Source organism: Ruegeria arenilitoris, from assembly GCF_013032445.1.
In the GTDB taxonomy this organism is placed as follows: Bacteria; Pseudomonadota; Alphaproteobacteria; order Rhodobacterales; family Rhodobacteraceae; genus Ruegeria; species Ruegeria arenilitoris_F.
On the sequence record NZ_WQCA01000004.1, the window covers coordinates 94721 to 107861 of the forward strand.

At 52.0% G+C, this 13141-nt stretch carries 10 protein-coding genes and 3 pseudogenes; 9 read left to right on the top strand and 4 right to left on the bottom strand.

Annotation, left to right across the window (positions count from 1 at the left end; all coding sequences use genetic code 11):
- Nucleotides 1-22: 22 nt before the first annotated feature.
- Nucleotides 23-898: a LysR substrate-binding domain-containing protein gene (locus GOW98_RS06735; RefSeq protein ID WP_170330302.1), complete on the bottom strand. Its 876-nt coding sequence runs from the start codon at nt 896-898 to the stop codon at nt 23-25.
- Nucleotides 899-1060: 162 nt separating this feature from the next.
- Here GOW98_RS06735 and GOW98_RS06740 point away from each other — a divergent pair.
- The 8 genes and pseudogenes from GOW98_RS06740 to GOW98_RS06770 form a co-directional block, all read left to right on the top strand.
- A pseudogene (locus GOW98_RS06740) lies at nt 1061-1195 on the top strand (IS5/IS1182 family transposase); the annotation flags it as partial.
- A 918-nt stretch (nt 1196-2113) separates the two neighbouring features.
- Nucleotides 2114-2428: a hypothetical protein gene (locus tag GOW98_RS06745; protein ID WP_170330303.1), complete on the top strand. Its 315-nt coding sequence runs from the start codon at nt 2114-2116 to the stop codon at nt 2426-2428.
- A gap of 326 nt (nt 2429-2754) precedes the next feature.
- Nucleotides 2755-3009, top strand: coding sequence for an SH3 domain-containing protein (locus tag GOW98_RS06750; RefSeq protein ID WP_437436851.1), 255 nt, complete (start codon nt 2755-2757; stop codon nt 3007-3009).
- Nucleotides 3010-3681: 672 nt separating this feature from the next.
- The gene (locus GOW98_RS06755; protein ID WP_170330305.1) at nt 3682-4866 is read left to right on the top strand and encodes an aminotransferase class I/II-fold pyridoxal phosphate-dependent enzyme; all 1185 of its coding nucleotides are present in this window, start codon (nt 3682-3684) and stop codon (nt 4864-4866) included.
- 363 nt (nt 4867-5229) lie between these two features.
- Nucleotides 5230-5718: a CHAP domain-containing protein gene (locus tag GOW98_RS06760; protein WP_170330720.1), complete on the top strand. Its 489-nt coding sequence runs from the start codon at nt 5230-5232 to the stop codon at nt 5716-5718.
- Nucleotides 5719-6124: 406 nt separating this feature from the next.
- Nucleotides 6125-6208, top strand: a pseudogene (locus GOW98_RS26205) (histidine phosphatase family protein); the annotation flags it as partial.
- Nucleotides 6168-6410, top strand: a pseudogene (locus tag GOW98_RS26210) (histidine phosphatase family protein); the annotation flags it as partial. The pseudogenes GOW98_RS26205 and GOW98_RS26210, both read left to right, overlap by 41 nt.
- On the top strand, nt 6410-6856 hold the full coding sequence (locus GOW98_RS06770; RefSeq protein WP_217359432.1) for a sulfotransferase domain-containing protein: 447 nt from the start codon (nt 6410-6412) through the stop codon (nt 6854-6856). The pseudogene GOW98_RS26210 and the gene GOW98_RS06770, both read left to right, overlap by 1 nt.
- A 632-nt stretch (nt 6857-7488) precedes the next feature.
- On the opposite strand, the gene GOW98_RS06775 is transcribed toward GOW98_RS06770, so the two are convergent.
- The 3 genes from GOW98_RS06775 to GOW98_RS06785 all read right to left on the bottom strand — a co-directional run bounded on the left by GOW98_RS06775 (nt 7489) and on the right by GOW98_RS06785 (nt 11994).
- Complete coding sequence (locus GOW98_RS06775; protein ID WP_170330307.1) at nt 7489-9372, bottom strand: adenylate/guanylate cyclase domain-containing protein; 1884 nt, start codon at nt 9370-9372, stop codon at nt 7489-7491.
- A gap of 274 nt (nt 9373-9646) precedes the next feature.
- A complete protein-coding gene (locus GOW98_RS06780; protein WP_170330308.1) occupies nt 9647-10819 on the bottom strand; it encodes an amidohydrolase in 1173 nt (390 codons plus the stop codon).
- Between the two features lie 344 nt (nt 10820-11163).
- Nucleotides 11164-11994: an alpha/beta fold hydrolase gene (locus GOW98_RS06785; RefSeq protein ID WP_170330309.1), complete on the bottom strand. Its 831-nt coding sequence runs from the start codon at nt 11992-11994 to the stop codon at nt 11164-11166.
- On the opposite strand from GOW98_RS06785, the gene GOW98_RS06790 reads away from it, so the two are divergent.
- Nucleotides 11993-13123 (top strand): helix-turn-helix domain-containing protein, encoded by a 1131-nt coding sequence (locus GOW98_RS06790; protein WP_170330310.1) that lies wholly within the window; start codon nt 11993-11995, stop codon nt 13121-13123. The genes GOW98_RS06785 and GOW98_RS06790 overlap by 2 nt on opposite strands.
- The last annotated feature ends 18 nt before the right edge of the window (nt 13124-13141 follow it).

The following is a 13141-nucleotide window of genomic DNA, read 5'->3' on the forward strand; positions in this document are numbered from 1 at the left end:
CGCCGGGTGGGCGCAATAGCGCTCATACTTTCGCTAATTTAGTATCCATTGCGGTGTCACAAAAGGACCGAACCAAGCGGGATTCCGCCCGGTCGTTCAGATGGGCCAGATAGTATCTGGTTTCAATGCGTGCATCGGAAATCGGAATCGCACGCAGGTTTGGATGAGGAACAAATTCGAAGTCCGCGACAAATCCGATGCCGATGCCTTGTTCCACCGCTTTCCAGATGGCTTCCCGGCTGCCCAGTTCCAAGATCGGTTCGACTTCGATGCCGCGTTTTTCGGTTTCCGCCTCGATCGCGGCCCGCGTAGTCGATCCGGGTTCCCGCCGGACAATCTTCTGCCTGTGCAGATCACCGATTGAAATTTCATCTCTTTCGAAAAACGGATGATCAGAGTTCACGAACGCTACAACCTGATGTGTGCTATATAGTCGGGTGGTGACGCGTGGATCAGACTGCACTTCGGCTAGAATTGCGACGTCGGCCTGGTATGAGACGATTCGGTCAAAACACCGCTGGGAATTGCCGAACCAGACCTCAAGATCGATTGCAGGGTATTTGGACTTGAATGCCACGATCATATCGGTGGCGTGAAAAGGGCCAACGGCTGCGATGCTAAGGTGTCCGGCGTGAAATCCACGAAATGAATCCAGCAGAGTTTCCGCGTCCACTTCAGCCTGATGCAGGCGTGCAGTGATAGCCAACAATTCACGACCGGCGTGTGTCAGGCGGACCTCGCGCCCGACTCGGTTGAACAGCTGCACATCATAACGACTTTCCAAATCCTTGACCTGCGTCGACAGAGTGGGCTGACTGATGTTCAACTCGTTAGCTGCGGCCGAAAAACCGCTATAAGTCGCGACGGCATGAAAGGATCGGAGTTCTGATTTTAACATAGCCTCAGAATATGGGTTCTATGATTGAAATCAATTGCACCAGGGGTCGGGAACTACATCTTCTAGAGTCAGGACGCATTGATTTTCAACGCGCTGCGTGATTCACGGTTTCTAAAATGGAGCGGTGACATGAGCGACCTTTACTGGCTGACCGACGAGTAGATGGACAAGCATTCCCCTTTCTTCCCGAAGTCGTCCGGCAAGCCACGGGTCGATGACAAGAGAGTTCTGAGCGGGAATATCTTCATCGATCGCAACGGGTTGTGCGGGCGCGACGCTCCAAAGGAATGCGGACCGCAGGGGGTAACTCCGAAGATCAACAATAGCTAGGGGCATGCGGTTGACGCAAGACAAGCCACTTTTTGAAGAGCATCTTTGTATATCAAAAGATAGACCAGTTGGGGGCGTCAACGATTGTCGCGTTTTTTTGTCTTGGTTGTTTCAGTTATGTTCTTTTTCAGAGTTCCAGCAGAAGGCGCAGGGAGTGGTAATTGGAGCCCGTTAGCCTAGTTGCCGAAACCTCTGCGCGTACGACGATGCCAAGAGCTGGCCAGTGAGTTGCGCCCGGTAGTAGATTCAGTGTTTTCCCTCGTTGCAATGTTCAACTCGTCACTTGTTCAGGTGTCTGTCGTCAGGGATTTTGGGACAGATGAGGCCTAGCAAAAAACACAGGCGTTGATTAACAGCGACTACTTCAAGGAAGCGCGAAGACACGGCGTGCTGAACGCTTTGGCGAAACGAGCGAACGGCCCAAAATGCGGAGCAAAGAAACGCTCTGACGGGCAACCGTGCCAACAACCGGTTTCTGAGGAAGGCCGGCGCTGATGCTATCACTGGGGAGCCACACCAAAGGGAAAGGACTGGCACCTTCGGCAATTGCCGAAGAAAGGCGCGTCGCGTTCGCTCCTAAAGGTGAAAATGGTCAGCTTGTCGATCCGCGATAGGAAACTGGCTGAGCGTCTCTCCAAAATGACACCGGAAGAGTTGGAGCAATACGAGGCTAGGCGGAAGTCAAATCGCCCCGGCACAACTGCGGAGCACGAAAGCGCCCGATACGACCGGAAAGCCAAAAAGTTGATTGCTGACCTTCGGAAAAACGATCGGCCAAGCTCCGAGATTGTGAGCACCCGAAGTGAAAATCGAAGACTTGGAAAATTAGGCCAGCCGATTGTGCGACGAACAAAACAACGAAGACGACCTACCCGAGGTGTTCAAATGTCCGACAAAGACGATATCACGCCTGAGGAAGCCCTGGCCCGCACACAGGTGGGGATCAAGACTGAGGGCCTTGAAGCGGCCACAGACGCCGCACTGAAACTCCCGAGAGGCCCCAAGGCACCCGCACAGGCCAAGAGCGCCACGATAAACGCCATTTACCGCGCTTCGGGCCTCTTTGGCCGCACAGGCGACGAAACACAGCCAGAGCTTCACGAAATGACGCCAGAGCAGATCGACAGGCAGATCAGACGGCTTGAAAGATCAATGCGAACGGCTGCGTCTGGGTCGGATGGCGAAGGGGTGTTTTCGTAACATGGGCGCAATTGTAAGGCAAACAACAACAGTGGCACATGCAGTTTTTTGACTTATTTACAGACTTTTATTCCGTGTGCTGCTCCGGATGTTAGGGTCTCTGAACGGTCGTTCTCTGCGGGATAGATTTACCGGGCATCGAGCCCCCACCAGTTAGTGCGTACAATTGAATTCAGCTTCAATGGCAGTTCAAGAAGAGCGCGTTCTGTCTTCTGGTAGTTTCGCTGGGTGATCTGAGGCGCTATGACTGCAGTTGAAACAACAGGCAGGTTGATGTGATGCGTGGTGCTATCTTCATACCCATAACTGCATTTTTCTTGTGCAACATGGTCGTGGTTGAACCTGCGGCAGCGGCTTCTCTTGGACGATACGAGGTTTTTGGTGTCGAAGATGGAGATATGCTTAAACTGCGTGCAGGACCTGGAATAGGTTTCAATGTTATCGTGGGTCTTCCAAATGGAACTGCACTGCAAGTTCACAATTGCGAGCAGACCGGCGGCACCCGTTGGTGCCGCGTGTCCTTGCAGCGCGCGCGTGGTCTAAAGGGGTATGTCTCCTGGGCATACTTACGAAAAATCTGATTCAATACCGTCGTTTTAGCGACACCCGCCAAATGCCGTGGGGAAACTTGCTTTCGGTTATGTTGGCGCCCTTTGTTTGGAGATTTATCAGACTCCAGGACTCTTGAGTCCGTAGCAGACGTTGACCGTTTGACAGATAACCGCAATGCGACACGTCTAAGCTTGTTGCGTCGGCGCTCGAATGGATCGACGATTTAGAAGGCATCGCTATCAATGGCAGCCACATCTACTCTATCAAGTCGCTCACCGAACTACAGAAGCTTACGAAATCATCGAGTGAAGAAATCAGCACAAAAACAATTGAAGCGTTGGAATGCGCGATGTTACCACCTGACTTGCAAGATGAACCGGTTTAACCAACAGTGTGCGGGTGCCGGAGAAACCCGGACCCCGCCCCCTAGCCTATAGACCAAAACACCGACCAAAGCCCGCGCCACGGACGCGGTGAAATTTGCTCAGGCGTGGCACTTTCAAACAATCTTAAACTATACGATCAGAAAACACTTCGTTGCCCAATCAACGGTCGCCATTGAAGTGGCGGTGCCGCAGAGCTGCGTAAGCCCAATGGCAAAAAAGCTGCAAATTGTATGTAGGTCGGGTAACAGTATCATATTCGACACAGCAGTATTCCTAGTGCAATCGCTTGGCTGAAGTTTGAGTAGGGAGAGTATAATGTCCATTGCTGCCCGCAGAGCAGATGCCGCTGCGCGTTCCATCCAGAAAGTTGAAGCCTTCTTTACGTCCTACAATGCTGCGGTAAGGGAAACGCCCGCGGTCGCCGATTTCACGTTCGGCAACCCGCACGAAATGCCGCTGCCCAACGTTGTCGATGCGCTAAAGACACACGCTGACCCTCAGAGTGTTGATTGGTTCGCATATAAGACCAACGAAGCGGAATCTTGTGCGTTTCTAGCAGACGCGTTGTCAGAAGAGTTGGGATTATCGTTTGAAACGGAAGATATCGCGTTGACCAAAGGCGCCTTCGGCGCAATCAAGATGTGTTTTACCATGCTTCTCGAACCAGGGGACGAATGCATCGTGCCGCTACCTGGCTGGTTTTGTTACGGGCCGATGCTGGCCACTGCCGACGCTAAAGAAGTACCGGTACCTTTGGATCCAGGCAATTTTGATCTCGATCTCGAGGCCATTTCTAGGGCCATCACCAAGCGCACCAAGATCGTGGTTGTCAATACTCCGCACAATCCGACAGGTCGCATTTACTCACGTTCTGATTTGCAAAAACTCGCCGACCTGCTTGAGGCTAAGTCAGCTGAGATCGGTCATCGAATTTGGATATTGTCTGATGAACCCTATCGCCGTATTCGGTTTGATAGCATTGGATTTACGACACCGGCCGCCGTCTATCCACACACTCTGATCGACTATTCCTATGGCAAAGTTCTTCTCGCACCAGGTCTGCGCCTTGGTTATCTCGCGATCTCTCCAACCATGCCTACGGCGGAACGCAGAGAACTTCAAACTCTGAGGTTTGCCGTGCAGATGGCGGATGGTTGGAATGTCCCGGATGCTCCATTGATCTATGCGCTACCGGATCTTGAAAACGTTTCAATCGACATCGCAGCCCTGGCTCGCCGACGTGAACGTATGCTTGGTGCTTTGGGTCAATGGGGATACAGAATGACGAGGCCAGAAGGCACCTTTTATCTATGGGGGCGGGCCCCGGGCGGTGATAGCGATACCTTTGCTGAATGCCTTCAAAAGCATGGCGTTTACGTGATGCCAGGAACAGTTTTCGACCGGCCGACGGATTTTCGTATTTGCCTAACTGCTACTGACGAAATGATAGAAAACGCGATGCCTGCATTTCAAGCAGCCGCGAACCAAATGTTGGAATAAGTGCCCGCGTCCTATCGAGTTATAGGCATCTCGATTAAATGACAGCTTAGTCCCGTTTCGGTAACACTCATTGGCCTTGCAGCTAAAATCCGGAGCGAGTCCATATAGACCGATGCTGCGCGATGTCCGAATGACGGCAAAGCGAACGCTGACTTTGCATAGCCTCACGCTCGGCCCGTAGACGAGGGACGTCAACTGGCAATTTCCTGCCGGGGAATAAGCTGGGCTCTTTTCAAAACCCGCAAGATCGCCTTAAAACTCCGCAACCCCTCAAACCGACAATGTAGTTTCTTGCAAAACAGCGACAACAAAACGAATACGAAATGGCCGCGCCTACCGGGCACTGCCCGCGCTGCGTTTGCGATGGGGTTTTATGTTCTTGTATCTGCCTGCGCTCAGGGCTCAAACGACGCGGATCTCGATCCAGAACGTCAGTCCATGGCGTTGCTCGAGGTCTCAAAAAAGCAAGCTCGAGGGCAAAGGGTGTGGTGCGTACCCTACGCACGTAACCTCAGCGGTATCGAAATTCGTGGAAACGCCAAGGACTGGTGGGGCAAGGCGCGCAATACTTTTGAGCGGGGCAGTGAACCGGTTGTCGGTGCGGTCATGTCATTTAGAGCAACCCGAGGGATGCCCCTTGGTCACGTGGCCGTCGTATCTGATGTTATCACTGACAGGGAAGTCATCGTGAACCACGCCAACTGGCACCGCAACAAGGTATCATTGAAAATGGGCGTCAAGGATGTATCCAAAAACAATGATTGGACGTTGGTCCGGGTCGAAAGTCATCCGGGTCGGTATGGCAGTTTCTACCCGGTGAACGGGTTCATTTATCCCAAAGTTGACGGTTAGCCTAAATCAATTATGTGTCGCATCCTGCGCACATCCGACGGATGCGTCAGAAGCGGCTCTTTTTCGGAAACAAATTATATACACGAACCGCCTGCGTATGGACCAAGTGTGGCGGTGCTTTCTCGCATATCGGATAGTGCAAGGCTCTCTTATGAAGGTCTTGTTTGGGCGGTAACCAGTCTACCCAACTGATTGCAGAAGATGTCGGCTATGAGCCCAAAGCAGTCCAAGTGCAGCGACAAAGCACTCGACGCGAAGGTTGCATGACCACTTTGTTTAAAGCCCTAGACTTAGTCGCACAAATCCAAAGCTTCTATTGAATTCTGGGGCATCCGTTTAAACTGCGCACTACGTGGAAGAGAAACCAAGTTATTCGGTTTGCTTCAGTGCAGGGAGGCTTCGATACGTGTTGAACCAAAAACTCAGCCCTACAATTTTCTTGCTTCGCCATGGTGAAACCGAATGGAATTTGCAAAAACGACGTCAAGGTCGGCAAGAATTCGCTCTTGACCAAGCGAGGGGTCGCTCAGGCAGTAGCGAGTGCAAAAAGACTAAGGCACCGCCTATGCAGCCGTCACCCTCTGACGGTAATTTCAAGCCCACTTGGTCGAGCGGCACAGACGGCTTCCATCGTCGTCGAGGAACTTGGCCTACCCCCGGAAACCATCGAGTATGAAACCAGTTTGATGGAATGCAGTTTCGGGCGATGGGAAGGCTTGACGGAAAACGAGATCAAAAGACGATTTACATCGTTGTTTATCGACACCCGGTGGATGCTCATTTTTCGCTTCGTAGTCACGTTAAGAATATGAAGGATCCAGGTCTGATGAAGGCAATGGTGCCCGACGATATTCAAGAAGGTTTCCAAAGATTTCTTGATGGCACCCTGACCAACACGGGCTTGGATGATTTCACCATATCGTCGATCATCCATCACTACCAACAGGCTCGGGCACGTGAGAAAAAAGGAAACGTACACTTCTTCCACTACGCCGACCTGAGCCAGGACCTCAGCGGCCAGATTTCGCTTTTAGCTGACATTATGAAATTCGATCCTACACCGGGCATTCTTGATGCATTGATGGAGACAAACACGTTTGCGAACATGCGCAAGGTGGTCGAAACCTCAGAGACTTGATTTGATGAGGCCTCACCCTTTCTCGATCAAGCCAAATTCTTTGCGTCAGTGACATCAAACAAGTGGAGAGGCAAGCTCAGCGACGCAGACATTACACGGTATGCTGAGCGCTGCGAGGCACTTCTTTCAGCTGAGGATGCTGCGTGGGTGAATTGGGGTGATAAGCGAGCAGCGTAACCGCGCAAAAAGCGATAGGTCAAATGAGCGAACGTTCCATGAAGTAGACTTTGTCGCAACACATATCGGGAAAGCCTTCTGGGGGCGGCATCGGGATGAAACAAGCCTTCTCATACATCGCACGCACATGCTTCAAAAACGTTGCGGATGAGTAGAATACCCTTTTGTAAGTTCCTATGATCTTCTGCAATTTCTAGATGAACGCGAATTGCCCAGACATGCCTTGGAAATAGCGGGCGCTTTTGACCGATAACACGAACTTTGTTCCACGCAGATCGCCGAATTCTTATAACAGGTAGGATTGAAGTTTGCATCATAAATACTCCACACCGCCACGCACCACCTCTTCGCCCACACGATGTCGGTGCCTTCTAGTTACCACCCTTGCTCGCGCCTTTAAAAAGCTTGAATTAAGGGAGCCTAAACGACGTCGTCTTTCCACAGATAACCCCAAATCACTGAGATGCGTTTTCAGGAACTCCCAGTGTTCGCAAATCATCTAACCAGCGGTTATGGAACTCGTTGTCGGTGAACGGAGCAGCTTTCGCTTCTTCAATATCGTAGTCGGGATTGTCTACTAGGAACTCGCCCATCATGGTGCGGGCCTCGTCATCTCGCCCCAACCGCAACAAGATCGGAGCAAGGGTACGTCTGAGCCGATCCGGGACCCCATTCATCTTCTCGATTGAAGCCAGCGCTCCCTCGTAGTCCTCTGCAAAGTACTGGGTCCAACCCAGGTTCCACAGATACCAATCTGGATGATGTGGATTCAGGCGTATCGCAGCCTTCATCCGATCAACGGCTTCATCCGCCCTTCCGCTATAAATAAGAGGATCAATTGAATCAGCGAGTACCTGAGCGGAATTCGGGTTCAAAGATATTGCCTTCTCGTAAAGCGATGCGGCTTTCTCAAGATCGCCACTTTGCACCGTAATACTTGCCAGAACCTGATGAGCTTTGAAATTGAATGGCTCCAGTTTTATCGCCTTTCTGGCCATTTCAAACGCGAGAGCTAGGGATTCCTCCCGCGACGTTGTTTCTGTCCACCCCCAACGGTAGGCGAAGTTATGGGCCCAGGCGAGTTCGATGTATGCACTTGCAAAATTTGGGTCTAGCTCGATTGCCTTCTCACTTAGCTCCATTGCAAGAATGTTGCCTTCCTTCGTGAAGGTGAAAGACTGTTCCTGCGCGCGCTTGAATAATTCGTATGCACTCAAATTGTCAGTGGGTTGATACTCTAACCGATCATACTCGGCCAGGTCGATGTTCTCGTTGAGAGTCAGGGCGATGGTTCGAGTAACTTCGTCTTGAACAGCAAAAATGTCCTCAAGACTGCGGTCGTAGCTTTCCGCCCAAAGATGTTTGCCGTTTGTTGCGTCGATCAATTGCACTGTGACACGCAATTTGTCGCCCGATATTTGGACACTGCCTTCGACAACGTAGCGAACGCCCAGCTCTTCGGCGACCTGTTGTACTTTTACCGGTTGGCCCTTGTAGGTAAATGTCGAATTCCGGGAGACTACGAAGAAGTCGACAAATCGGGAGAGCGCGGTGAGGATGTTTTCGCTGAAGCTGTCGCTGAGATAGTCTTTTTCCGGATCGCTGTTCAAATTGTCGAACGCCAGTACCGCTATTGAGGGTTTGCCAGTAAGCGGGACAGTGTCGGGTTCAGCAGTATCGGGGGATTGATTCGAAGCGTTCCAAGGTTGCCATAAGAACAGCCCACCGACTGCGGCTGCGAAGGCGATTGCAGCAGCGACTATCCTTGCTCGATGTGTCGATTTTATGGGTCGGGTAATATTGGAAACGAGAGCCATAGCTTTGTCATCCAGCAACAGGCTGAAAACGCGTATAGGTTCTGCGATGCTCTTGACCGCGTGCAGCCCAAGGTCTTCAATGTTGAGGTCGAGTTTGTCTTTTACCTGATCGAAAACGCTGGTGGTCATGTAGATACCGTCAGGTACAGCCAGACCTTCTAGCCGTGAAGCGACGTTTACGCCGTCCCCGTAGATGTCATCGTTCTCCACGACGACGTCGCCGACGTTGATCCCAATTCGATAGTGGATCTGGCTCGTTTCCGGAACATCCTTGTTTTTCAATCCGATGTAATGTTGAAACTCTATCGCGCATCGTACCGCTTCAACAGCGCTAGCAAATTCGATCAGAAGACCATCACCCATTATTTTGACGATGCGCCCGTTTCGGGCTGAAACGATTGGCTCTATCAGATCTTCGCGATGTGCTTTGATGGACGCCAGAGTGCCTGCTTCGTTTTCCCGAATGAGACGGCTGTAGCCCACTACGTCTGCTGCAACAATCGCCGTGAGACGTCGTTCCAAGACTTGACCTCCATAGCTCAACTAAGAGGCTAGCCAAAAAGGGGGACTTAATCCAGATACGAGATAGCGCGTCACATCGCGTCAACGAATGCAACCATCGTAGCATTGGTTGAAAACTGTAGCTCTGTTGCGCAACGCTGGAACGGTAAATCACGGTTTTGAAGGTCTGTTTCGGGCTGCCGTCAGACTTTCATCAATAGCACAGAGTACGGCAGGAGAGAACCCAAAGCGGCTATGTCCCGGTGTCTTCCTTCCTCACAGCTTCACAATTTTGCTATTGGGATGACGTGACAGGTAGGCGGTTTCGCACCAACTCGACAAACCATTTGACGCCCTGCGCCAACGCGTCGTCGTTGAAATCGTACCCTGGGCTGTGCAACGGGGCGCTATCGCCGTTTCCGATATTGACAAACGCGCCTGGAGCTATCCTCAAAGCTTGGGCAAAATCCTCAGAGGCTCCCATGCGTGGGGCATCCGGGTTTGTTTTCTCGGGGCCAAATACAACTTCCGCAGCTTTCAAGGCGTGTTCAGTCGCATGAACATCGTTGACCAGGGGAATGAAAACACGGTCGTATTTAACCTCGATAGAGCAGCCATGAGCATTGGCTATTCCTTCAGCGATGCGGTTCATGGTTTCTTCTATCCGCAAACTGACGCTGTCATCGAAATGGCGGCAGTCGCCTTCAACGATGGCTTCGCTGGCGATTGCGTTTTTGATATTGTCACCTTTTATCGAAGTCACCGAAACTACAGCTAGTTCAGAGGGATCGATAGCTCGCGCTACGATTGTCTGAAGCTCGCTCACAATCGAACAAGCACATAAGATTGCGTCCCTACAATCATGCGGACGCGATGCGTGTCCACCCTGACCACTCACAACAATCCGAAAACCGTCTTCCGCGCCCATAAATGGCCCGGGTCGGACTTCGAACGATCCCACTGGCAATCCGGGTTTATTGTGTAACCCATAAATTTCGTCGAACGGTAAACGTGACCCAAGTCCATCACGGATCATCGCCTTCATTCCCTGCCCCCATTCTTCGGCAGGTTGAAAAACAAACTTTATCGTGCCGTCGAAACCGCCTTCACTCGCCAGAACTGCCGCCGTCCCCAATAAGATTGTGGTGTGCCCATCGTGACCGCATGCGTGCATAAATCCCGGTTTTTCCGAAGAATAGGGAAGGTTTGTGGTTTCGTGGATTTTTAAGCAGTCCATGTCCGCGCGAAGCGCGATTGTTCGGTCGCCGTTCCCAAGGCGTAGGGTCGCTACAACGCCTGTGTTTCCAACGGCTGTTTCAATATCCTCAATGCCGAACTCGCGCAGCCTCTGGGTTACGAAGCGTGCAGTTGCTTCTTCCTCGAAGCCGAATTCTGGATTGCGATGCAAGTGGTGCCGCCATTGGCGCATCATCTTGTCGAGTTCATAGAGAACCAAATGATTTTCCATACAAACCATCTTTTGTCACTTTGAGCAGGACAGCAAGAGTTTTCGACCAAAGGCTGGTGTGTCCCGCAATCTGTTAGTTAGCACAAACCTTAAACTTGCATATGCAGCGAGTGTCTCCTTTGGCGGGCCGCGCAGCAGCATTATTGGCCCGCGTTGAGTGTCCGCTCAGGGCCGTTTACGGCGGTGGCTTTTGTCTCTTACATTACACATGCTGTAATGCGTCTGAGGTCGGCATTGAGCCCAAATTGTCGGATGCTGCAGCTTGCGCAAACGGCAGCATCTAAGTTCCTACGGAAACCGGAAAGGTTGAAGGTCACTACGACGGCTATCCCGTCCCCCCCAGTCTATTTTGCCTTCGCAAGGAGGTCGGCAAGTATGGGATTAAACTTCTCTGGGTATTCCCAAAACATCATGTGTCCGCCGAAGGCATCCACTTTGCTGTTCGGTAGGTTCGCCGCGATATAAGCTTTCGCCGTATCCGCCCAGTGGTTCGCCACGACAAAGCTTGACGGTATCGCGGCATCAATCTCTTTTGCTACATCCATGTAGTTGCTGAGCATGCCCGCAGCGAGATAGGCTGTGGCCACCCATGGCGGCGAAGCCGTCGATTGATCTACGACCCATTGGGCAAGTTCCGGCGTGTAGTCCTGTTCGATCATCACTTCGTCGGCGTACCAGTTGATCAGATCACGGTGGCCTTTTGAGGTCTGAATTGCGTGATAAAACTCAGCAATGTCGGTCACGCCACCTTCGGTCCAGTCGCCTTCCACGCCCGTCAGCGGCGTGGGCGACAGATCGACAGCCATATGCGCGCTGACGGCGTCAACGCCGTTGACCTTGATGTACTCCCAGGTCGTCAGACACCCAAAAGACCATCCCACCAGCGTGGGTTTTGTTACGCCAAGGTGAGTGAGCAGCTTTGTCAGGTCGGCGCCCTGAGTAACGTAGTTGTTGCCTTCCAGCGTGACGGTAGATCGACCATGACTGCGGGGATCGAAGGTAATCACCCGATAGCTGCTGGAAAGGGCGGCGATCTGATTTTCAAAGACTTTCGTTGTAAAGGTCCAGCCCGGAACCAAGACAACAGCGGGGCCGTCACCGTGCGCCTCATAGTAGATTTCAACGCCCGGTTCGACTTCGAGGTAGCCACCCACCGGTGATTTTTCGTCGGACATGTTGTTTTTCTCCCGTTTGTTGGCTTTGATTGATCATGAAAGAGGATACCCGTCCTTATCGCACGAGGGTTATCTCGATTGCGAACCGCATACGGCGCCCATTCCGGGGGAAAACGATGTGACACTGCCGCAATATCCAGAATGCGCAAAACTGCACGTAGCAACCCATGACATGCGTTTTGACAACATTGACCAACAGGCGGCCTGCCTGACCGGCTATGATCAGCGTTACCAGCAGGTGAGTTGCGGCAAGTACCACGGATGGTTTCGCACTGTACTTCTGGACGAAGATGTCGGCCTATATTTCGAGAGCTTCAATCAGGCGCTTGAGCAATGGGGCGCATCACCGCCCGACCGGTACGGGTTCATCTTTTTCATGGAGCCGGAGAATTACGGCCACCTGGGCATCCACACATTCTGCGGTGATGACATTCTGTTTCTTCCACCCGGCAACGGATTTGATTTCCGCGCGCCGCCTAAGACCAGTTTTTGTGTTGTCAGCATAGACCGGCTTGCTTTTGATGCCATATTGCGCGGAAATCTTGGCCCAGAGAGCGCTATGGACTCCGCAAGTCGGAATACTCGTGTCATTCGCGATGCCGATTGCGCAAATTTGCTTCGTCAGCTCGTTGCATTCCTCGTGCGCAGGATCTCGAAAAAGGGTGTTGAAGGGATCCCCGCTGGTGCGTTGCAAGGGGCAAAGCGATCTCTTCTGGAGCTCACCGGGGGTATTATTGGCAACGCTTTGGGTATTGAGGGCACACTTGTAAAGGAAGACGCCCGATACAATGAAAAAGTAGCGCTCTCAATCCGCGACTTCATCCGGTTACGCAAAGGGGTAGGGGTTGGTCCGGCGCAACTTGCTGAAGAGTTCACGATTTCCCGTCGCGGTCTGGAACAGATATTCAAAACCTATTTCTCGACGAGCCCTGGCGCCTATATCCAAACCGTCAAGCTGAACGCATTCCGATCCGCCTTGCTGACGCCCAAAAACAGCGCCGCAAGTATCGGGGATGTGGCCGCAACTTTTGAGATTTGGCATTTGAGCAGACTGGCGCAAAGCTATCGACATCAGTTTGGAGAACTTCCTTCAGAGTCTCGAAGAGCAACGGGCACCCAAAAAGCCTGAATGCGTCAAGCGGACATT